At 70.4% G+C, this 21,419-nt stretch carries 19 protein-coding genes and 2 pseudogenes; 10 read left to right on the top strand and 11 right to left on the bottom strand.

The window, feature by feature from the left end:
* Positions 1-27: 27 nt before the first annotated feature.
* The 4 genes and pseudogenes from pssA to C6A87_RS03265 form a co-directional block, all read right to left on the bottom strand.
* Positions 28-879 carry a CDP-diacylglycerol--serine O-phosphatidyltransferase gene (pssA, locus tag C6A87_RS03250; RefSeq protein WP_311115952.1) on the bottom strand — a complete coding sequence of 284 codons (852 nt, stop codon included), beginning with the start codon at positions 877-879 and terminating at the stop codon, positions 28-30.
* Positions 876-1,574 (bottom strand): phosphatidylserine decarboxylase, encoded by a 699-nt coding sequence (locus C6A87_RS03255; RefSeq protein ID WP_311115953.1) that lies wholly within the window; start codon positions 1,572-1,574, stop codon positions 876-878. The genes pssA and C6A87_RS03255 overlap by 4 nt, the downstream gene beginning before the upstream one ends.
* Positions 1,575-1,602: 28 nt before the next feature.
* Positions 1,603-2,798, bottom strand: a pseudogene (glp, locus tag C6A87_RS03260) (gephyrin-like molybdotransferase Glp).
* Positions 2,798-3,715: an SDR family NAD(P)-dependent oxidoreductase gene (locus C6A87_RS03265; RefSeq protein WP_311115954.1), complete on the bottom strand. Its 918-nt coding sequence runs from the start codon at positions 3,713-3,715 to the stop codon at positions 2,798-2,800. The pseudogene glp and the gene C6A87_RS03265 overlap by 1 nt, the downstream one beginning before the upstream one ends.
* Positions 3,716-3,746: 31 nt before the next feature.
* Between C6A87_RS03265 and C6A87_RS03270 the strand changes: the two genes are divergently transcribed.
* The 5 genes from C6A87_RS03270 to C6A87_RS03290 all read left to right on the top strand — a co-directional run bounded on the left by C6A87_RS03270 (position 3,747) and on the right by C6A87_RS03290 (position 8,731).
* Complete coding sequence (locus C6A87_RS03270) at positions 3,747-4,229, top strand: PH domain-containing protein (RefSeq protein ID WP_311115955.1); 483 nt, start codon at positions 3,747-3,749, stop codon at positions 4,227-4,229.
* A gap of 29 nt (positions 4,230-4,258) precedes the next feature.
* A complete protein-coding gene (locus tag C6A87_RS03275; protein ID WP_311117805.1) occupies positions 4,259-5,668 on the top strand; it encodes a PH domain-containing protein in 1,410 nt (469 codons plus the stop codon).
* Between the two features lie 47 nt (positions 5,669-5,715).
* Complete coding sequence (locus C6A87_RS03280) at positions 5,716-6,531, top strand: HAD-IIA family hydrolase (RefSeq protein ID WP_311115956.1); 816 nt, start codon at positions 5,716-5,718, stop codon at positions 6,529-6,531.
* Positions 6,532-7,464 carry a TIGR03621 family F420-dependent LLM class oxidoreductase gene (locus C6A87_RS03285; RefSeq protein WP_311115957.1) on the top strand — a complete coding sequence of 311 codons (933 nt, stop codon included), beginning with the start codon at positions 6,532-6,534 and terminating at the stop codon, positions 7,462-7,464.
* A 67-nt stretch (positions 7,465-7,531) separates the two neighbouring features.
* Positions 7,532-8,731: a 2-polyprenyl-6-methoxyphenol hydroxylase-like oxidoreductase gene (locus C6A87_RS03290; RefSeq protein WP_311115958.1), complete on the top strand. Its 1,200-nt coding sequence runs from the start codon at positions 7,532-7,534 to the stop codon at positions 8,729-8,731.
* Here the strand turns inward: C6A87_RS03290 and C6A87_RS03295 are convergent.
* The 4 genes from C6A87_RS03295 to C6A87_RS03310 all read right to left on the bottom strand — a co-directional run bounded on the left by C6A87_RS03295 (position 8,721) and on the right by C6A87_RS03310 (position 13,184).
* On the bottom strand, positions 8,721-9,803 hold the full coding sequence (locus C6A87_RS03295; RefSeq protein ID WP_311115959.1) for a helix-turn-helix transcriptional regulator: 1,083 nt from the start codon (positions 9,801-9,803) through the stop codon (positions 8,721-8,723). The two genes, C6A87_RS03290 and C6A87_RS03295, sit on opposite strands and share 11 nt — an antisense overlap.
* Before the next feature lie 108 nt (positions 9,804-9,911).
* Positions 9,912-11,636, bottom strand: coding sequence for a DEAD/DEAH box helicase (locus C6A87_RS03300; protein WP_311115960.1), 1,725 nt, complete (start codon positions 11,634-11,636; stop codon positions 9,912-9,914).
* Between the two features lie 122 nt (positions 11,637-11,758).
* Positions 11,759-12,256, bottom strand: coding sequence for a cupin domain-containing protein (locus C6A87_RS03305; protein ID WP_311115961.1), 498 nt, complete (start codon positions 12,254-12,256; stop codon positions 11,759-11,761).
* Between the two features lie 19 nt (positions 12,257-12,275).
* Complete coding sequence (locus C6A87_RS03310) at positions 12,276-13,184, bottom strand: SDR family NAD(P)-dependent oxidoreductase (protein ID WP_311115962.1); 909 nt, start codon at positions 13,182-13,184, stop codon at positions 12,276-12,278.
* Between the two features lie 105 nt (positions 13,185-13,289).
* Between C6A87_RS03310 and C6A87_RS03315 the strand changes: the two genes are divergently transcribed.
* The 3 genes and pseudogenes from C6A87_RS03315 (at position 13,290) to C6A87_RS03325 (ending at position 16,414) form a co-directional block, all read left to right on the top strand.
* A complete protein-coding gene (locus C6A87_RS03315; protein ID WP_311115963.1) occupies positions 13,290-13,838 on the top strand; it encodes a TetR/AcrR family transcriptional regulator in 549 nt (182 codons plus the stop codon).
* 180 nt (positions 13,839-14,018) lie between these two features.
* A complete protein-coding gene (gene groL / locus C6A87_RS03320; protein ID WP_311115964.1) occupies positions 14,019-15,644 on the top strand; it encodes a chaperonin GroEL in 1,626 nt (541 codons plus the stop codon).
* 124 nt (positions 15,645-15,768) lie between these two features.
* Positions 15,769-16,414, top strand: a pseudogene (locus C6A87_RS03325) (endonuclease domain-containing protein).
* A 65-nt stretch (positions 16,415-16,479) separates the two neighbouring features.
* Here C6A87_RS03325 and C6A87_RS03330 read toward each other — a convergent pair.
* Positions 16,480-17,793 (bottom strand): MFS transporter, encoded by a 1,314-nt coding sequence (locus C6A87_RS03330; RefSeq protein WP_311115965.1) that lies wholly within the window; start codon positions 17,791-17,793, stop codon positions 16,480-16,482.
* Positions 17,794-17,894: 101 nt separating this feature from the next.
* On the opposite strand from C6A87_RS03330, the gene C6A87_RS03335 reads away from it, so the two are divergent.
* Positions 17,895-18,896: a zinc-binding alcohol dehydrogenase family protein gene (locus tag C6A87_RS03335; RefSeq protein ID WP_311115966.1), complete on the top strand. Its 1,002-nt coding sequence runs from the start codon at positions 17,895-17,897 to the stop codon at positions 18,894-18,896.
* Here C6A87_RS03335 and C6A87_RS03340 read toward each other — a convergent pair.
* Positions 18,886-19,224, bottom strand: a complete 339-nt coding sequence (locus C6A87_RS03340) for a pyridoxamine 5'-phosphate oxidase family protein (protein WP_311115967.1) — start codon at positions 19,222-19,224, stop codon at positions 18,886-18,888. The two genes, C6A87_RS03335 and C6A87_RS03340, sit on opposite strands and share 11 nt — an antisense overlap.
* Before the next feature lie 36 nt (positions 19,225-19,260).
* On the opposite strand from C6A87_RS03340, the gene C6A87_RS29155 reads away from it, so the two are divergent.
* Positions 19,261-19,698, top strand: coding sequence for a LysR family transcriptional regulator (locus C6A87_RS29155; RefSeq protein WP_396836983.1), 438 nt, complete (start codon positions 19,261-19,263; stop codon positions 19,696-19,698).
* On the opposite strand, the gene C6A87_RS03345 is transcribed toward C6A87_RS29155, so the two are convergent.
* Complete coding sequence (locus tag C6A87_RS03345) at positions 19,670-21,397, bottom strand: amidohydrolase family protein (RefSeq protein ID WP_311115968.1); 1,728 nt, start codon at positions 21,395-21,397, stop codon at positions 19,670-19,672. The two genes, C6A87_RS29155 and C6A87_RS03345, sit on opposite strands and share 29 nt — an antisense overlap.
* Positions 21,398-21,419: the final 22 nt, after the last annotated feature.

Here is a 21,419-nt window from a genome sequence, read left to right on the forward strand (position 1 = left end):
TCGGGGGACTGGTGCGATTCGGACACGTCAGCCTCTCGGCGGCCTGCGCAGACCGAGGCGCAGCGTCGAACGCCGGTGCGGCTGGGTCCGCCGGATCGCCCGCCGCGCCGCACGCTGCTGGCGTGGCTTGTCGTCCCAGACCTCGGGGTGCGCCGCCAGGAATCGGCGGGTGCGGATCGCGAACGGGATGTGCAGGAAATAGGCCACGATGATCACCAGGATCACGATGTAGCCGTACAGGATCGACGCCGCCACCCCGAAGGCCAGCAGTGCCAGCAGCGGCGCCACCATGTTCGGCGGCACCGAGAACGTGTGGATCTTGCGCATCGGCAGCGTGCTGACCACCAGCAGCGAGATGCCGATCATCCAGATCACCACGGCGGGCTCGGAGGTCCACCAGCCGTCCCCGAACTGCATCTTGGCCGCCAGCGGCCCGATCGCGCCGATCGCGCCCGCCGGGGCGGGCATGCCGACGAAGTACTTCTTCTGGTACGCGGGCTCGTCGACGTCGAGCATCGCGTTGAAGCGTGCCAGCCGCAGCACGATGCACACCGCGTACAACAGCACCACGATCCAGCCGATGCGCGAGGTCGACAGCAGGGTGGCGTAGACGATGAACGCCGGTGCCACGCCGAAGTTCACCGCGTCGGCCAGCGAGTCGATCTCCTCGCCCATCCGCGAGGTCGCGTTCAGCGCGCGGGCGGTGCGGCCGTCCAGCGCGTCGAGGATCGCCGCGATCGCCAGGAACGCCATCGCCTCGGTCGGCCGGCCGTCGAGCGCGAACTTCACCGCGCTCAGCCCCAGGCAGATCGCGGCCACCGTCATCGCGCTCGGCAGGATGCGCACGCCGACGACGGATCTGTTGATGCGTGGCCTCATCGGGACAGCTCGGCCAGCACGGTCTCGCCGGCGACCGCGCGCTGGCCGACGCTGACCAGGATGTTCGAGCCCGCAGGCAGGTAGGTGTCCAGCCGGGAGCCGTAGCGGATCAGCCCGTAGGTGTCGCCGAGGCCGACCTTGTCGCCGGGCCGGACCTCGCACACGATGCGCCGGGCCAGCAGACCCGCGATCTGCACCGCGATCACCTCGTCGCCCTCCGGGCTGCGGATCACCACGCTGTTGCGTTCGTTGTCGGCGCTGGCCGCGGCCAGTTCGGCGGACCCGAACCGCCCGGGTCGGTGCCGCACCGCGACCACCTCGCCGGCCAGCGGCGCGCGCTGCACGTGCGCGTCGAACAGCGACAGGAAGATGCTGATGCGTGGCAAAGGTGTCGCCGGGAGTCCCAGTTCGCTCGGCGGGACCTCGTCCTCGATCAGGCAGATGAGCCCGTCGGCGGGGGCGACGACGACGCCGGGGCGGGCCGGGGTGCGCGGCGGATGCCGGAAGAACGCCGCGTTGGCCGCGGCGGACGCGACCCCGGCGTTGCGCAGCCAGCGGGTTCGGCGCCCGGCCAATGCGACCGCGAGGCTGGCGCCGACGAACGGCAGGCCTGCGGGGTGCATCGGCGGAACAGTGGTGCGAACCAGGGCCGCCAGGCGCGCTGGTCCTGTCTGGAGGTCGGGGCGTCGGGCCATCGTGGGGGCGATTGTACGGTCCCGAGGGCTAACGCAGGTCCCACACCTGAACGCGGGAGCCCGCGGCCACCTCGGCGGTGTCCTCGTCGAGCTCCAGCAGACAGTTCGCCGACGCCAGCCAGCGCAGGTGATGCGACGCAGGCGGCCCGTAACCGGTCACGGTGTCGGTGGCTGGGTCGAACACGCCGCGCCGGAACTGGCGCTTGCCGCGCGGGGACACCAGGTCCTCGGTGAGCATCGCGGTGCGGCGCGGCCGCTCGGCGTCGGGCAGGCCCATCGCGGTGCGCAGCGCAGGACGCACGAACACCTCGAACGACACCAGCGCGCTGACCGGGTTGCCGGGCAGCGTGATCGTCGGGACGCCGTACACCGTGCCCGCGCCCTGGGGCATGCCCGGCTGCATCGCGACCTTGGTGAACTCGACCCCGCCCTCGGTCAGCGCGTCCTTGACCACCTCGTAGGCGCCGGCGCTGACCCCGCCCGTGGTCAGGATCAGGTCGGCGCTCTCGGCGTAGCTGCGCAGCACGCCCACGAACGCGTCGACGTCGTCGCCGGTCATCGGCGCGGCGACCACTTCGGCTCCGGCGTCGCGGACCGCGGCGGACAGCATCACGCCGTTGGACTCGTAGATCTGCCCGGGCTGCAGCGGCGGCCCGCCGCGACCAGTTCGGTGCCGGTGGACACCACCAGCACCCGCTGCCGCGGGATCACCGGCAACTCACCCAGGCCCAGCGCGGCGGCCAGGCCGAGCGCGGCCGGGGTGACCAGCTGACCGGTCTGCAGCACCGTCGTGCCTGCGGTGACGTCCTCGCCGGCGCGGCGGATGTGCTGACCGGGGCGGGTGCTCGCGCGGATCGTCACGGTGTCGGTGGCGCCGTCGGTGGCCTCCACGGGGATGACGGCCGTGGCGCCGGCAGGCAGCGGCGCGCCGGTCATGATGCGGTGCGCGGTGCCGGGTTTCAGCGTCGGGATGTCGGTGCGGCCGGCCGGGATGTCCTCGGTGACCGGCAGCCGGACCGGCGTGGAGTCGCTGGCCGTGGCGAGTTCCTCGCTGACCACCGCGTACCCGTCCATCGCGGAGTTGTCGAAACCGGGCAGCGACAGCGGGGCCACCACGTCGGCGGCCAGCACCAGCCCGAGCGCGTCGGCGAGCGGCACGGTGACCGGGGGTCGCGTGGTGATCAGCGACGCGACCGCGCGCCGGTGTTCCTCGACCGAGCGCATCAGATGTCGTACTTCACGCCGGTGAGCTCCTCGGACACCGTCCAGAGCCGCTGCTGCACGTCGAGGTTGTGGGACTTCGCGTTCGACGACACCAGCACCGGGTGGCCGATCATCTCCTGGAAGCCCGACGGGCCGTAGTACTGGCCGCCCTGCACCTCGGGGTCGGCGGCCGCGCGCAGGGTGGCCAGCGCGCCGACCGCGGGGCTGTTGGTCACCAGCCCGGCCAGCCGGCTGAAGCCGGGCAGCGAGGAGCCGGGGATGTGGCGCATCAGTTCGGTGTTCGAGAGGCCCGGGTGGGCGGCGACGGCGATGGTCGGCGCCCCCGCGGCGGCCAGTCTGCGCTGCAGCTCGTAGGTGAACATCAGGTTGGCGAGCTTGGACTGGCCGTAGGCCGCGACCCGGTTGTAGCTGCGCTCCCACTGCAGGTCGTCGAAGTGGATGTCGGCCATCTTCCGGTGCGCGATGCTGGCCACGGTCACCACGCGAGAGCCCGGCACGTCCAGCAGCGTGTCCAGCATCAGCCCGGTGAAGGCGAAGGGGCCCAGATGGTTGGTGCCGAACTGCAGCTCGAAGCCGTCGGCGGTGACCTGCTTGGGCGGGTACATCACCCCGGCGTTGTTGATCAGCAGGTCGATGCGCGGGAACGCGGCGCGCAGGGCGTCGGCCCCGGCGCGGACACTGGCCAGTGACGACAGGTCGAGTTCCTGGACCGTGACGTCGGCGCCCGGATGCAGCCGGGCGATCGCGTCAACGGCCTTGCGGCCCTTGTCGAGGTCGCGCACCGCGATGACGACGCGGGCGCCCCTGCCCGCCAGCACCGCGGCCGTCTCGTAACCGATGCCGGTGTTGGCGCCGGTGACGACGGCGACCCGGCCGGACTGGTCGGGCACGTCTGCGGCGGTCCATTTGGAGGTCATGGCGTTCAACTTACGGTCTAGTCTCGACCGCGTGCATCTGGTCGAACCGGCGCACCCGCCGAGCCGGAAAGCGCCTCTTGTCTGGGCGGTCGGGGCCGCCGTGCCGTGGACGATCGCCGCGATCGCGCAGGCGGTGTGGTTCGCGGTCGACGGCCGGCTGTCCTGGCTGCACCTGCTGCTCGCCGCGGCCACCGTGGTCGGCGCCGGTGTCTCGGTGGTCATCGCGCCGCTGTGGCGGTACCGCGTGCACCGGTGGGATCTCGACTCGACCGCGGTGTACACGCGGTCGGGGTGGCTGGTGCAGGAACGCCGGATCGCCCCGATCTCGCGGGTGCAGACCGTCGACACCTACCGCGGCCCGCTGGACCGGATCTTCGGTCTGGCGAACGTGACCGTGACGACGGCGTCGTCGGCCGGGGCGGTGCGCATCGTGGCGCTGGACGCCGAGGTCGCCGACCGGGTGGTGGCCCGGCTAACCGACATCGCCGCGCTGGGCGCCGAGGACGCCACGTGAATGCAGAGTGGTCGCGGCTGAGCCCGCGCATGCTGCTGGTGCATCCGGTGCACGAGGTGGCACGCCAGATCCCGGTTCTGATCGGCTCGTTGGTGCTCGGATCGGCCACCGGCAATCCGCTGTGGACGGTGGCAGGCGTGGGGCTGGTGGTCGCCTACGGCCTGGCCAGGTGGTTCACCACCGCGTACCGCATCGGGCCCGAGGAGGTGCAGCTGCGCACCGGGGTATTGCAGCGCACGGTGTTGTCGGTGCCGCGCAACCGGATTCGTTCGGTGTCCACCGACGCCCGGCTGCTACACCGCCTTCTGGGCCTGACCGTGTTGCGGATCAGCACCGGGCAGGAGGCCAGGGGCGACAACGATTTCGAGCTCGACGCGGTGCCCGCCGACGAAGTCGCCCGGCTGCGGGCGGTGCTGCTGGCCGAGTCGCTGGAGCCCGTCACCCAGGCGGAGCCGACGCGGCTGCTCGCGCGGTGGCAGCCGTCGTGGCTGCGGTACAGCCCGCTGACCTCGGCCGGACTGGTGATGATCGTCGCGGCGCTGGGTGTGGTGTCGCAACCGGGGGTGCTCGGCGCGGTGCGGGATTCGGCGTTCGTCGCCGAGGGCGAGCGGGTGGCCCAGCGCCTCGGCGTGATCGGTGCCGCTGTGGCGGTGGTCCTGGCCGTGGTGCTCGCGTCGGTGGCGTTGTCGGTGACCCAGTCGCTGCTGACCTACGGGAACCTGGTGCTGCGCCGCGACGCCGAGGTGCTGCACCTGTCGCACGGGCTGGTGCGGGTGCGTGAGCACACCTTCGACATGCGCCGGCTGCGCGGCGGCACGCTGCGCGAACCCCTGCTGGTCCGGCTGTTCGGCGGCGCCCGGCTGGACGCGGTGATGACCGGGGTGGCAGGCGCCGGGGAGGCCTCCCAGCTGCTGCCGCCGTGTCCCCGCCGCACCGCGGAGACGGTGCTGGTCGACTTGATCGAACAGCCCGACGCGGTGCACGGACCGCTGACGGCACACGGCCCGGTGGCGACCCGGCGGCGCTGGACCAGGGCGATGGCGTTGCCTGCCGTCGTCGCGGCGGCCCTGGCCGTGGCGGCCGTGCTGACCGACGTCGCGGCGTGGGCGTGGGCGGTCCCGGCGATCCTGACCGCGGTCTGCGCGGCCCTGGCCCACGACCGCGCCAGGTCGCTGGGGCACCGCTCAGGCGACGGCTGGTTGGTGTCGCGGTCGGGCAGCCTGGCCCGGCGCCGCGACTGCGTGGCGGCGCCCGGCATCGTCGGATGGACGGTGCGCCAGTCGCTGTGGCAGCGCCGGGCCGGGGTGGCGACCCTGGTCGCCGCCACCGCGGCGGGGGTGAAGCGCTACGAGGTCGTCGACGTGCCCGCCGACCTCGCGTGGTCGATCGCCGCCGCGACCTCGCCGTGGCTCGCCGCGACCTCGTGGGCCCGCGGCTAGAAAGGGTCTCCGGTTGCGCGCCAACGGAGGCGGTTTACTGTCGCACCATGGCCATCGGGGGAATTCTGTTCGACATCGACGGCGTACTCGTGACGTCGTGGAAGCCGATCCCGGGTGCGGCCGAGACCCTGCAGACGTTGGCGGACAACCAGATCGCGTGCGCGTATCTGACCAACACGACCACCAGGACCCGCGCGCAGATCGCCGACCTGCTCACCGACGCGGGCATGGCGGTGCGCGCCGACGAGGTGATCACCGCCGCGGTGCTGACCGCGGACTACGTCCGTGACCGCTACCCGGACGCCCGGTGCTTCCTGGTCAACAGCGGCCAGATCGCCGAGGACATGCCCGGCATCGACATCGTCTACTCGGGGGAGTTCACCGGCCCCCGCGCCCCCGAGACGCCGGATGTGGTGCTGCTCGGCGGCGCGGGCCCGGAGTACAGCCACCTGACGTTGTCCTGGGTCTACGACTGGATGGCCCAGGGCGTGCCGGTGGTGGCGATGCACCGCAGCACCGCATGGACCACCGCCGACGGCGTGCGCATCGACACCGGCATGTACCTGATCGGGATGGAGAAGACCTCCGGTCGCAAGGCCACCGCCGTCGGCAAGCCCGCTCCGGAGGGATTCCTGTCGGCGGCCGCCAGGCTCGGGGTGGACCCCGACGAGATGTATGTGGTCGGCGATGACCTCAACAACGATGTGCTGGCCGGACAGGTGGTCGGCATGACGGGCGTGCTGGTGCGCACCGGGAAGTTCCGTCAGGACACGCTGGATCGGTGGGCCGCAGACGAATTCGCCATGCAGCCGAACCACGTCATCGATTCGGTGGCCGACCTGCCGGGCCTGCTCGGGCTGTAGATGCGGTTCGGGCTGACCACCGGGCTGCCGCGGGAGGGCGCCGCGGCGCGGGAGTTCGCGCAGCGGGTCGAGGCGGCCGGGTTCGACGTGCTCACCTTCGTCGATCATCTGGGCTGGCCGATGCCGCCCTTCTCCGGCGCCGCCGCCGCAGCCGCGGTGACCTCGCGGCTGCGGGTCGGAACGCTGGTCCTCAACAACGACTTCCGTCATCCGGTCGAGACGGCCCGGGAGAGCGCGGGTGTCGCCCTGGTCAGCGGCGGCCGCTTCGAACTCGGCATCGGCGCCGGGCACATGAAGTCCGAGTACGACGCGGCAGGCGTGGGCTTCGACGCCGGCGGCGTCCGGGTGTCCCGGCTGGCCGAATCGGTGGCCGTGATCAAGGCCCTGCTCGACGGCCGGTCCGTCGACGTCGACGGCGAGTACTACCGGGTGCACGCGGCGGCGAGCGACGTCGTGCCTGCACCGCCCGGGCCGGTCCCGATCCTGATCGGCGGCAACGGCACCCGGGTGCTGCAGCTCGCCGGGCGCGTCGCCGACATCGCGGGATTCGCGGGCATCTCGCACAACCGGGACGCCAGCCGGGTGCGGTTCAGCCACTTCGACGGACCGGGACTCGCCGACCGCATCGCCGTCGTGCGGGCCGCGGCGGGGGAGCGGTTCGCCCAGATCGAACTCAACGCGCTGATCCAGGCGGTCGTGGTGACCACCGATCGGGCACGCACCGCCGCCGAGTTGGCCGACGCGATGGACGCCGACCCGGCCACGCTGCTGGACTCGCCGTTCGTGTTGCTCGGCACCCACGAGCAGATGGCCGAACAACTCATGGCCCGTCAGCGCGACTACGGGATCAGCTACTGGACGGTGTTCGACGAACTGCCCGGACGTGCGTCCGCGCTGGAGGACATCGCGCAGGTCATCGCGCTGCTGCGCTGAGAGCGGGCCCCGGAACTTCAACCGTTCGGGTGAGGATTTCCCGGTGGCGGCAGCGCTTGATGGGGACATGACCCATAGGGGTGGGCACGCAGTGGTGCTCGGTGCGGGCATCGGCGGGCTCTTGACAGCCCGGGTGCTCACCGACTTCTACGACCGCGTGACCGTGCTGGAGCGCGACGCGCTCGACGCCGCCGCGACCACGCAACGGGGAATGCCGCGGAGCCGGCAGCCGCACATGGTGCCTGCCCGCTGCGGGCAGATCGTCGAGGAGCTCTTCCCCGGTGTCACCGAGGAGATGGTGGCCGCCGGGGCGCATCTGTGGGCCGACGGCGACCTGTCCCGGATGTACACCCGCGTCGGCGGCCGCCCCGTCACCAGGCTGGGGCCTCTGCCCGACCTGTCGGGACCGGCGGTCCTGTTCGCCGGCCGGCCGTTCGTCGAAGGACATGTGCTCAGCCGGGTCAGAACGCTGCCCGGGGTGGCCGTGCTCGACAGGCACGACGCCGGTCCGCTGATGTGGCGCGGCGAGGTGGTGACGGGCGTCCAGGCCGCGGGCGGGCGCGGAACGCAGGACCTGCCCGCCGATCTCGTCGTCGACGCCACCGGCCGCGGCTCCCGTACCCCGGCGTTCCTCGAGTGTCTCGGTTACCGGCGCCCGCCCGAGGAGCGGCTGACGGTGCACGCCAACTACGTGAGCATGCCGGTGCGGATCCCCGACGGGCTGCTGCACGAGCTGATGTTCCTCGACATGCTCACCCGCAGCCGGCCGCTCGGATTCATCATGTCGCGGTGCGAGAACGACCAATGGAACATGCTCGTAGGCACGCGGGGCAGCAACGCCGCGGCGGCCCCGGCGAGCGTCGCGGAGATGTTCCGCTGCGCCGAACAGCTGATGCCCCCGCACGCCGTCGGCGCGCTGCGGACCGCCGAGCCGCTCGGAGACGTTGCACTGCACCGCTTTCCGGGCAGTATGTGGCGCCGCTACGACAAGCTGGACCGGGTGCCGCGCGGGCTTCTGGTCACCGGCGAGGCAGTATGCAGCATCAGCCCGATCTACGGGCAGGGGATGACGGTCGCGGCTCTGTGCGCCGTCACTCTGCGCGAGTGTCTGCGCCGCGGGGAACATCTGCCGCCCCGGCACTTCCACCGGGCAGCCGCCAAGCGCGTCAAAAGGCCCTGGCGCAGAGCGGTGGTTTCTGATCGGCCCGATCCGGAATCCGAAGGGCTGCAGCCCTTCCCGGCGGGCATGATCGCCGCTATGGCATGAGTGCGAGCATCAGGCGCACCAGATCCGACTGCCGGTGCGTGTCGGTCTTCTGGTAGGTGTGCTGCAGGTGCGTCTTGACCGTGGCCAGCGACAGTGACAGCTCGTCGGCGATCGCGGACAGCCCGAGACCGCGGCCGATGCGAAGCGCCACTTCGGCTTCCGAGTCCGTCAGCGACAACACCCGGCGCAGAAGCTGTTTGGTGGGTTCGGGACGCGCGTCCGGGTCGACGACCACGACCAGCGCGCTGGAATCCTGGTTGTCCGGCAGTGGCAGCACGTGGACCACGAGCGGGTGGGGCGAGCCGCTGCGCGGCACCCGCAGCGAGTCGCCGGTGCGGACGCCGGTGGCGCGCGCGGCGCAGGCGACCGCGCGGCGCAGCTCGGTGTCGGCCGCGGGCGCAGACAGCCGCATACGTCCCGATGTGACGAGAACGTCGGTGCCGCAACGCAGCAGCGACTCCGCGGCGGGGTTGACATAGGCCACCGTCATGTCTGGGGCGATGACCGCCGCGGGTGCGGAGAACGCGTCGGCCGGGTGGTCGTGATGTTCGGCGCGGTCACGCAGCCCGGTGACCGTGTGCTGCGTGCACAGGGCGCGCTGAAGCTGCGGGATGAACGCGTTGAGAACCTTGACGGTGTCCGGACCGGCGAACAGCCCGGCGCCCCGCGGACCGGCCACCGCGAACGAGTACGGCCGCGGCGGGCCCGCGAGGCGGACGAAGAACCCGTCGTCGAGGGCATACCGGCGGATCCAGTCCACATGGAACTCCGAGCGGGGCTTGAGCGCGACGAGTGACCCTCCACTGTGCGCCAGCCCCACCGCGCTGCGCTCCACCGCGGCCAGCACGTAGTCGGACTGCCGGTAGTAGTCGCGGTAGGCCCGCATCGCCGCTTCGTCGAGGAAGTCGCAGTTCTGCAGCACCCGCTGCGCTCCGTGGCCGCGGACCAGGCCGGCCGCGTTCGCGCCGAAGGAGGCGCGGACCAGCGACAGTGCGTCGTCCCAGCCGTCGGGCTCCACCGCCGCGGCGTGCACGGCGGCGACCATTCGCGAGAACTGTTCGATTGTGAACATGGTTACCCCCACGCAAGACGCGCCCCGGGGTGACGCTACCCGCTGAACTCCGCGTATCCGCGGTTCGCGCGATCCGTCATGAAATTGACAGGAACGACGACGCCGGGCCTATGCGGTTAACTCGCGCTGCAGGATCCGGATCGCTTCGATGCGGGCCTGCAACTGCTCGCGGGTCGCGGCAGCCACCGGCGGGCCGCCGCAGCGGCGGCGCAGCTCGTTGTGGATCCAGCCGTGCGGGCGGCCGGTGCGGTGGTGGGCCAGCGACACCAGCGTGTTCAGCTCGGCGCGCAGCTCGCGCAACTGTCCGTGGGTGGTCTTCGGGGCGACCACCCCGGCCTCGGAGCGCTTGGTGAGTTGCTCTTCCTGCCTGCGCCGCAGCAGGTCTCGCATCGATGCCGCGTCGAGCAGGCCTGGGATGCCGAGGTAGTCGGCCTCCTCCTCGCTGCCGGCCGGGGTCGCCGTGCCGAACGACGACCCGTCGAAGATCACCTGGTCGAGTTCGGCGTCGGCGCCGAGGTACTCGACCTTGTTCTCTTCCTCGCCCGGCTCGTCGCGTTTCTGCTCACGCAGCTCGGCGTCGAGCGGGTCCTCCATCGGCTCACGGTGCGGCTTGCCCAGCACGTGGTTGCGCTGCGCCTCCATCTCACTGGCCAGCAGCAGCAGGTTGGGCACCGACGGCAGGAAGATGCTGGCGGTCTCGCCGGGCCGCCGCGACCGGACGAACCGGCCGATGGCCTGGGCGAAGAACAGCGGCGTCGACGCGCTGGTCGCATAGACCCCGACCGCGAGCCGCGGCACGTCGACGCCCTCGGACACCATGCGCACCGCGACCAGCCACCGGGACGTGCCCGCCGAGTACTCCGAGATCCGGTCCGAGGCGCTCTTGTCGTCCGACAGCACCACCGTGGGCACCTCGCCGGTGATCTTGACGAGCAGGTCCGCGTAGGCGCGGGCCGTGGTCTGGTCGGTGGCGATGATCATGCCGCCGGCGTCGGGCACGTGTTGCCGCAGACCCTGCAGCCGCTTGTCGGCCGCCGCGATCACCGCGGGCATCCAGTCGCCCTTCGGGTCCAGCGCCGCCTTCCAGGCGCGCGCGGTCTGCTCGGCGGTCAACGGCTCGCCCAGGCGCGCGGCGTGCTCGTCGCCGGCGCTGTCCCGCCAGCGGGCCTCACCGGAGTAGGCCATGAACATCACCGGCCGGACCACCCCGTCGGCGAGCGCGTCGCTGTAGCCGTAGATGTGGTCGGCCTTGGAGCGGGCGAAGCCGTCGGGCCCGGTCTCGTAGGTGACGAACGGGATCGCGCTGTCGTCGCTGCGGAACGGTGTCCCGGTCAGTGCCAGCCGGCGGGTCGCGTCGTCGAACGCCTCCCGGATCGCGTCGCCCCAGCTCTTGGCGTCCCCGCCGTGGTGGATCTCGTCGAACACCACCAGCGTCTTGCGGTTCTCGGTGCGCACCCGGTGCCGGGTCGGGTGGCTGGCGACCTGGGCGTAGGTCACGACGACGCCGTGGTACTCCGACGACGTCTGCGAGTTCGAGTTCGAGAACTTCGGGTCCAGTGCGATGCCGTGCCGGGCCGCGGCCTGGGCCCACTGGATCTTGAGGTGCTCGGTGGGCACCACGATCGTGACGGCCTCGACGGTGCGCTCGGCGAGCAGTTCGGCGACGATGCGCAGCGCGAAGGTCGTTTTGCCTGCGCCCGGGGTGGCCACTGCCAGGAAATCCCGGGGTTTGGCGGTCAGGTATTTCACCAGAGCCCGTCGCTGCCAGCTGCGCAACGACTGGGTGCTGGGCACCCCGGCGGCGCCGGACGTGGGTGCTGCGTCAGCCCGCACCCACGACTCCTCCCAAACCGTTGTGCCGTCTGCGACGGCGAACCGGAATGCAGTCTAGGCCAGGGGGTTCCGCGATCGCATATCCGCAGCGTGTCCGGGCGCGGCGTGTCCGGACGACTCGGTCACTCGACGAAATGGTTGTCGTTCTTGACGAACCACTCGCGGCGTTCCTCGTCGGTCATCTCGCCCAGGTGGGCGAGGCCTTCGAAGTAGTGCTCACGGGGCGCGCCGGGCGCGAACAGCATCAGGATCGAGGCCGGCTCGTCGGCCTCGTTGCGGAAGCCGTGGATGCCGCCCGGCGGCACGTAGAGGAAGTCGTCGGCGTGGCCGTCGACCCACTCGGTGCCGTTGTAGAGCGACAGCGTGCCCGACAGCACGAAGAACGCCTCGGACATGCCGCGGTGGAAGTGCGGGCCGGGGCCCCCGCCGCGCGGCGCGATCTGCACGCGGTACAGGCCGTAGTCGCCGCCGGTGTCCTGCTGGTTGGCCAGATACCGGTACTGGACGTGACCGAACGCGTCGTAGTCCGGCGGCTCGTCGCCCCGTTTGAGCCACGCGCTGACCTCCGGGGCGTCGGCGGTGTAGCGCGGCGGGGGATAGGGCGGCACGACCAGCGACATGCCGCCCAGTCTGCCCCGGTCAGACGCTGCTTGTGACGGGGAACGCCACCTTCGTCAACTCTTCCGAGATTTGCCACAGCCGCTGCTGCATGGCCATGTCGTAGGACTGGGGACTGGAGGCCACCACGACGGGGGCGCCTCGCTGCTGGCCGATGCCGTCGGGACCGTAGTACTGGCCGCCGAGCACGCCGGGATCGGTGGCCGCGCGCAGCGTGGGCAGGGCGCCGCGGTCGGCGGGCTGGGCGAGCAGCTGTGCGGTCCGGTTCAGCGCAGGCAGCAGCACGGCGGGCAGGTTGCGGGCCAACTCGGTGCTGGAGGTGCCCGGGTGCGCGGCGACCGCGATGGTGTTGCCCCGCGGTGCCAGGCGCCGCTGGAGTTCGTAGGTGAACATGAGGTTGGCGAGCTTGGACTGGGAGTAGGCGCCCATCCGGCTGTAGCTGCGCTCCCACTGCAGGTCGTCCCAGTGGATCGCGCCGCCCAACTTGTGGCCGTTGCTGCTGACGGTGACGATGCGGGAACCGGGGGCATCGAGGATCGTGTCGAGCAGCAGGCCGGTGAATGCGAAATGGCCGAGGTGGTTGGTGCCGAACTGCAGCTCGAAGCCGTCGGCGGTGGTGCCCTTCGGGGTCGTCATCACGCCGGCGTTGTTGATGAGCAGGTCGATGCGCTCGAAGCGGGTCTTCAACGCGTCGGCGGCAGTGCGGATCGAGGACAGCGACGTCAGGTCCAGCTCCTGGACGTCGACGTCGCCGGTGATCTTCGCGGCGGCCTGGGCGCCCTTGTCGGTGTTGCGGACCGCGATCACCACCCGCGCGCCCTTCGCCGCGAGCGCCTTGGCGGTCTCGAATCCCAGGCCGGTGTTCGCGCCGGTGATCACGGCGGTGCGTCCGGTCTGGTCGGGGATGTCCGCGGTGGTCCAGTCGGTCATGGGGTGCTCCTGAGCTCGTATAGTGGACTAAGCGGGGCAATCGCCCCGGTTGTTGACGACTATACGGAACGTGCGCCCCGCTTAGTGTTCGCCAGGAGAGAAATCGTGAGCCGACCCCTACGGGCTGACGCGGCGCGCAACCGCGCACGGGTCCTCGAGGTCGCCTACGACACGTTCGCCGCGGAAGGGCTGGCCGTTCCGATCGACGAGATCGCCCGCCGCGCCGGTGTCGGCGCCGGGACGGTCTATCGGCACTTCCCGACGAAGGAAGCGCTGATCGCCGCGGTCGCCGAACACCGGGTGCGCCGCATCGTCGACCACGCGCAGACCCTGCTGACGGTCGAAGGCCCCGGCCGGGCGCTGTTCGTGTTCTTCCGGGACATGGTGCGCAGCGCCGCGGTCGACCACGGTCTGGTCGACGCACTGGTGGGCCAGGGGCTGGATCTGGAGGCGGTCGCCCCGGGCGCCGAAGCGGCGTTCCTGGCCACGCTCGATGAACTGCTGACCGCCGCGCAACAGGCAGGCACCGTACGGGCCGACGTCGACGTCCCCGTCGTCAAGGCGCTACTCGTGGTGTGCAAGGTGCCGCAGGTCTTCGACGGCGACGTCACCGAGCGCGTCATGCGGGTGGTCGAGGACGGCTTGAGGCCCTGACCAATCTTGCACTCGCCCAGGTCGAGTGCTAAGAATGCAGTTGGCACTCGCGACCAGTGAGTGCTAGGTCGGGCCGGTGAGGCCGGGGCCGCATCTGCGAGCACAGCCCTGGTCGTCCGTCGCGGGCATCGATTCCGACCGACAAGACGTGCATCCCCAATCCGGAGGAAACACTTCGCAATGGCCAAGACAATTGCGTATGACGAAGAGGCCCGCCGCGGCCTCGAGCGGGGCCTCAACGCCCTCGCAGACGCCGTAAAGGTGACGTTGGGCCCCAAGGGTCGCAACGTCGTGCTGGAGAAGAAGTGGGGCGCCCCCACGATCACCAACGATGGCGTGTCCATCGCCAAGGAGATCGAGCTGGAGGACCCGTACGAGAAGATCGGCGCTGAGCTGGTCAAAGAGGTCGCCAAGAAGACCGACGACGTCGCGGGCGACGGCACCACCACCGCCACCGTGCTGGCCCAGGCCCTGGTTCGCGAAGGCCTGCGCAACGTCGCAGCCGGCGCCAACCCGCTCGGCCTGAAGCGCGGCATCGAGAAGGCCGTGGAAGCAGTCACCAGCAGCCTCCTGAAGTCCGCCAAGGAGGTCGAGACCAAGGAGCAGATCGCTGCCACCGCCGCGATCTCCGCCGGCGACACCCAGATCGGCGAGCTCATCGCCGAGGCGATGGACAAGGTCGGCAACGAGGGTGTCATCACCGTCGAAGAGAGCAACACCTTCGGTCTCCAGCTGGAGCTCACCGAGGGCATGCGCTTCGACAAGGGCTACATCTCGGGCTACTTCGTGACCGACGCCGAGCGTCAGGAAGCCGTCCTGGAGGATCCCTACATCCTGCTGGTCAGCTCCAAGATCTCGACCGTCAAGGACCTGCTGCCGCTGCTGGAGAAGGTCATCCAGGCCGGTAAGCCGCTGCTGATCATCGCCGAGGACGTCGAGGGCGAAGCCCTGTCGACCCTGGTCGTCAACAAGATCCGTGGCACCTTCAAGTCCGTCGCCGTCAAGGCCCCGGGCTTCGGTGACCGCCGCAAGGCGATGCTGCAGGACATGGCGATCCTCACCGGTGGCCAGGTCGTCAGCGAAGAGGTCGGTCTGTCCCTGGAGACCGCCGACGTCTCGCTGCTGGGCCAGGCCCGCAAGGTCGTCGTGACCAAGGACGAGACCACCATCGTCGAGGGCTCGGGCGACTCCGATGCCATCGCCGGCCGGGTGGCTCAGATCCGCGCCGAGATCGAGAACAGCGACTCCGACTACGACCGCGAGAAGCTGCAGGAGCGCCTGGCCAAGCTGGCCGGCGGTGTTGCGGTGATCAAGGCCGGAGCTGCCACCGAGGTGGAGCTCAAGGAGCGCAAGCACCGCATCGAGGACGCCGTCCGCAACGCGAAGGCTGCCGTCGAAGAGGGCATCGTCGCCGGTGGTGGCGTGGCTCTGCTGCAGTCGGCTCCTGCGCTGGACGACCTCGGCCTGACGGGTGACGAGGCCACCGGTGCCAACATCGTGCGTGTCGCGCTGTCGGCTCCGCTCAAGCAGATCGCCTTCAACGGTGGTCTGGAGCCCGGTGTCGTCGCCGAGAAGGTTTCCAACCTGCCCGCGGGTCACGGCCTCAACGCCGCGACCGGCGAGTACGAGGACCTGCTCAAGGCCGGCGTCGCCGACCCGGTGAAGGTCACCCGCTCGGCGCTGCAGAACGCAGCGTCCATCGCGGCTCTGTTCCTCACCACCGAGGCCGTCGTCGCCGACAAGCCGGAGAAGGCGTCCGCACCTGCGGGCGACCCGACCGGTGGCATGGGCGGTATGGACTTCTAAGTCCCCTTACGAGAAAAGCCCCGATGCGCTTGGCGCATCGGGGCTTTTTCGTTGTCCCCACTGTGGGCCCTATGCACAGGTTTGGCCCGAAAAGCGTGCACGAGGCCCACATTCGTCGGTTGCTGTGGCGACGGTGGCCGGTGACGTCTACCTCCCGCGAGACGCCGAGCTCACCGCGCGCGTGCGCGCCGAGGCGGCCTGGCTGTGCACCGGAGCGCCGTTGTGCGGCCTGTCCGCGGCAGCGGTGTTCGGCACGAAGTGGCTCGACGCGGACGCGCCCGCCGAGATCCTGCGTGCCGACCGGCACGCCCCGCCGGGCGATCCCGACCCTCGACGCGCTGCTGAACGCCACTCGGGTCGGCATCGCCGAGATCGCGGTGGTCGCCGCGGCACATCCTGCGGCGCGCGGTTCGACGAGACTGCGACGAGTGCTGGATCTGGTCGACGGTGGCGCCGAGTCGCCGCAGGAGACCCGGGTCCGGCTGATCCTGGTCCGCGGTGGGCTGCCGCGGCCGGAGACACAGATCGCGTTCCCCGAGCTTCGGATCCGGGTCGACATGGGCTGGCGGCGATGGAAGGTCGCCGTCGAGTACGACGGTGTGCACCATTGGACCGATCGGCGGCAGCGGGCGTGGGACATCGACCGCTTGGCGCTGCTGGAAGCGGCCGACTGGGGGGTGATCCGGGTGAGCAGCGCCATGCTCGAGCGTCCGGAGGTGATCGTCGAGCGCGTTCGCGCGAAGTTGCGGGCGGCAGGCGCTCCGGTGTGATGCGACTGTGGGGGTTGTGCACGCAAATCACCGAATTACCGTGCACAAGGCCCACAGTCGTGGGGCTACAGCGTGTGCAGCGGTGCCGGCTTGAGCCGCGAGGTCGCGACGACGCTGATCACCGCCGTGGCCACCAGGTAGCCACAGGCAAGCCAGGGCGAACCGCCGGCGACGCCGATCAGCGCGGTCAGGATCAGCGGGGTCAGCCCCGACGCGTACACCCCGGAGAGTTGGTAGACCGTCGACAGCCCGGTGTAGCGGATCCGCGCCGGGAACAGCGACGCGTACAGCGTGCCCTGGGCGCCGTAGAACAGCGCATGGACCACGCCGAAGACCACGACCATCGCGACCGCGTAGAGCGCGATGTTCCCGGTGCCGAACAACGCGAACACCGGGAAGACAGACACCGCGTAGGCCGCGATCCCGACGGTGTACACCCGCTTGGCGCCGTACCGGTCGGTCAGCAGTCCCGACACCGGCAGCAGCACCGCCATCAGCAGCGCGGCCCCGGTGACGACGAGCAGCACCGGGACCTTCTCCAGCTTGAGCGTGCCGGTGGCGTAGGAGATCGCGAAGACGCCCCAGGTGTTGAACGCCGCCCCCTCGCCCCAGCGGGACAGCATGCCCAGCACCGTCGACTTCAGGATCGGCGGGCGGAACACCTCGCGCACCGGCACCGCCGAGCGGTCGCCGCTGTCCCGCACCTTCTCGAAAGACGGTGTCTCACTGGCCTTCAGTCGGACCACCACGCCGAAGATCACCAGCACGATGCTGAACAGGAACGCGATGCGCCAGCCGTAGGTGAGGAAGGCGTCGTCGGGCAGCGCGACCTGCAGAAGCGCGAAAACACCTGTGCCCAAAGCGAGTCCGAGTGCCAGACCGACCTGGGGGATGCTGCCGAACAGCCCGCGCCGGCGGGGTGGCCCGTGTTCGACGGCCAGCAGCACCGCGCCGGCCCACTCGCCGCCCAGTGCGAAACCCTGCACGATGCGCAGGAGCAGCAACAGGATCGGGGCCAGCACGCCGATCTGTGCAGCGGTCGGCAGCACACCCATCAGCGCGGTGGCCCCGCCCATCAGCAGCATGGTCAGCGCCAGGGTCTTCTTGCGCCCGATGCGGTCCCCGACATGGCCGAACACGAAGCCGCCGATCGGGCGCACCACGAAACCGACCGCGAACGTCGCGAAGGACAGCATCGTGCCGACGAACGTGGTCTGGTCCGGGAAGAACGCCTGGTTGAAGACCAGGCTCGCCGCGGTGGCGTACAGGAAGAAGTCGTACCACTCGATCGTGGTGCCGACCAGGCTCGCCCACAACGCGGTGCGGGCCTGCGGGGTCACCGTCTGCTGATCGGTGGCCGGGGCGTGGGTGACGGTCACGAGGATCTATCACCGCAAGTTCGGCGCCGGATGGCGAGAGTTTCGCGCGCGGTGATCGCAACGGGGGATGAAATCCGGTGGTCGCGGAGTTCAGTGTGGGCATGACCACTGGCCAGATGACCGCGATCGGGGCGTTCGCCGCCGACTCGGTGGACGACGGCCTGCGCGACGTCACCGTCGAGGTCCCGACGGTGCGCCCCCGGGACGTGCTGGTCCGGGTGCAGGCCGTCTCGGTGAACCCCGTCGACGTCAAACAGCGGGCGGCTCTGACACCGTCGACCGAACCCGCCGTCCTGGGGTACGACGCCGCGGGTGTCGTCGAGGCGGTCGGCGATGCCGTGACGACACTGCACACCGGAGACGAGGTCTGGTACGCCGGTGACATCACCCGACCCGGCAGCGACGCGGAGTTCCAGGCCGTCGACGAGCGAATCGTCTCCCGCAAGCCGACGTCGCTGTCGTTCGCCGACGCGGCGGCGCTGCCGCTGACCACGATCACCGCGTGGGAATCGCTGTTCGAACGTTTCGGGCTGACGTCGGACTCCACCGGTGATCTCCTGGTGCTGGGCGCCGCCGGTGGTGTCGGCTCGATCATGATCCAACTCGCCAAGGCGCTCACCGGCGTGCGCGTGATCGCCACCGCCGGCCGCACCGAATCGCGGGAGTGGGCCGAACGTATGGGCGCCGACATCGTGGTCGACCATCGCCGGTTGCGCGCCGAGACGCTCGACGCGGTCCCCGGCGGGGTGGACTATCTGTTCTCACCGCACTCGGCGGGCAACATCGACGACTACGCCGCGATCGTCAAACCGTTCGGCCACATCACCGCGATCGACGAGCCTCCGGGCCTGGATCTTGTCGCCCTGAAAGCGAAAAGCATTGCGTGGCACTGGGAATTGATGTTCACCCGGTCAATGTTCGAGACGCCGGACATGATCGAGCAGCAGCGGCTGTTGGCCCGTGCCGCCGCGCTCGTGGACGAGGGCACGCTGCGCACCACCGTCACCAGGACGATCGACGACTTCTCCGCGGCGGGGTTGCGCGCGGCTCACCGTGACGTCGAGTCGGGACGGATGACCGGCAAGGTCGTCGTCACCCGGTGAGTGGCACGCCCGGGGTCGCGGGACGGTGCAGCACCGCGCTGCTCGGTCGGACGCTCACTTCGTCGCCGGTGACCCGGGCCGTGCCGTCGAGGATCAGCGTGTACCCGCCCGGTGTGCTCGGCGGCCACACCAGCGTGACCTCGGGATGGGCAGATGCGTTGCGGCGGGTGCTGTTACCGACCGCGCCGATCACCAGGGTGCCGTCGGCCAGGACCGGGTCCACCGCGACGGTATGCGTGCGGTAGTCGTCCCCGACGGTGATCAGATAGGCGAACGAGAAGTCGCCCAACGCCTCGCCGAGCCGGTCCAGATCCACCTTGACGCTCATGCCGCGAGGGTACGCGGCGGGTATGCCCCAAGTGATATGTTCGGCTACCTGACGGCGCTGGTCTCCGTTGCCGACGAGGGTGGGTTCACCGCCGCGAGTTACGAATTGGGTATGTCCCAACCCGCGGTCAGCCGGGCGCGGTGGTGGTGCCCCATGCCGGGAAGCATTGCGGCACATCGCGATGATCCAGACCGGCAGCACACCGGTCGCGGGCACATTGGGCGTGGCGAGCTTGCCGGGCGTGACCGCGTCGCTGTTGGAGCCGCACCTGCAGACCTTCCGTCAGCGCCATCCGGGGTGAAGGTCCGGTTGCTCGAAGGCAGTGAGGAAGAGGTGCGTGACTGGGCCTCGTGTGTAGGTCGTCATCACGTCAAACGACACACGAGCCCGTCGTGCATAACAGCATTGGTATGGGGTCATGCCGAGAACCGCATAGCGGCCGGCCCTACGGCGCCGGTTGCCGCCCCCGGATGAGTTTGCCCGGCCGGGCCGCGGTGGGAGCGCCGTTCTCGGCGATCAGCTCACCGGACACGATCGTGGCGACGTAGCCGTCGGCGGTCTGGTCGAGCCGGCGTCCGCCGGCGGGCAGGTCGCTGACCACGACGGGCTTGTGCAGCTGCAACGCCTGCGCGTCGATCACGTTGAGATCTGCCTTGTAGCCCACGGCGATCCGGCCGCGGTCGGACAGCCCCGCCACCCGCGCGGGAACCGAGGTGAGCTCGCGCACCGCATCCTGGACCGAGAGCCGTCCGGTCCTCCGGTCGCGCACCCAGTGGGTCAGCATGTACGTCGGAAAGCTTGCGTCGCAGATCATTCCGTAGTGCGCACCGCCGTCGCCGAGGCCGAGCACCACGTCATCGCGGCGGATCAGCTCGGCGACCGTGTCCAGCGATCCGTCGCGGAAGTTGGCCAGCGTGACCAGCAGCATCGCGTGCCCGTCGTCGTCGAGCAGCCGGTCGTAGGCCTCTTCCAGCGGGCTGACGCCCCGGGCATGGGCCCGGGCGCCGATCGAATCGGCCGGTGACGGTTCGTAATTCGGCGGCTCGCCGAGCGGGAACATGTAGTTCCAGGCCTGCGCGGCGAACATCAGCGGATGTCCGTCGGACTCCGGCTTGTCGTTCAGGATGCGTTCCCGCACTGCGGGTTTACGCATCAGTGCGACCCGATCGGTCAGTGGCAGCTCGGCGATCTCCCGGTACGACGGGTACATCACGAACGGATTGCCCGACAGCTCCAGTCCGAGCATCAACCCGATCGGCCGCGGGAAGATCTGTGCGCTGATCTGGCCACCGTCCTGGTTGGCCTTCTCCACCATCCGCAACGCGTCGAGGTAGAACGGGTCGCCGGCGTTGCCGATCGCCAGCGTGAACGTGACGGGCAGGCCGACCTGGGCGGCCACGTCGAACACCGTCTGCAGCACGGGCTCGTAATCGCCTGCCACCAGGTCCGGGACGAATTGGATCAGTCCGCCGCCGGCGTCCTCGACGCCGCGCGCGATCGCCTCGATCTCGGCCCGGTCTGCGTCGTAGCTCGGGATCGGCCTGCCGCTGTGGGTCTTGTGCAGCGTGAACCGCGACGACGCGAAGCCGAGTGCGCCGGCAGCCACCGCCTCGGCGGCCAGCTTGCGCATCATCGCGAGATCCTCCGGGGTGGCAGGCTCGCGGTCGACGCCGCGCGCGCCCATCACGTACACCCGCAGCGGCGAATGCGGCAGGAACGCCGCCACATCGATGTCCCTGCGTCCGGCGTCCAGCGCGTCGAGGAATTCCGGGAACGTCTCCCAGTGCCACGGCAGCCCGTCGACCATGACCACGCCGGGGATGTCCTCGACTCCGGCCATCACGTCGACGAGCACGTCGTGGTCGGCCGGCCGGCACGGCGCGAACCCGACTCCGCAGTTGCCCATCACCGCGGTGGTGACGCCGTGGGCCGAGGACGGGGTGAGCCGGTCCGACCAGATCGCCTGCCCGTCGTAGTGGGTGTGCAGGTCGACGAAGCCCGGGGTGACCAGCAGGCCGGTCGCATCGATCTCGCGGGCGCCGTCCGCGTCCACGGTGCCCGCGGCCCCGACCTCCCGGATGACGCCGCCGGCGACCGCGACGTCCCCGGTGTACGGCGTACCGCCGAGTCCATCGACGATGGTGCCGCCGCGAATAACCAGGTCGAATGTCATACCCCGAATGTACGGTGAGCCC

The sequence above is a fragment of the Mycobacterium sp. ITM-2016-00317 genome, from assembly GCF_002968295.1.
In the GTDB taxonomy this organism is placed as follows: Bacteria; Actinomycetota; Actinomycetes; order Mycobacteriales; family Mycobacteriaceae; genus Mycobacterium.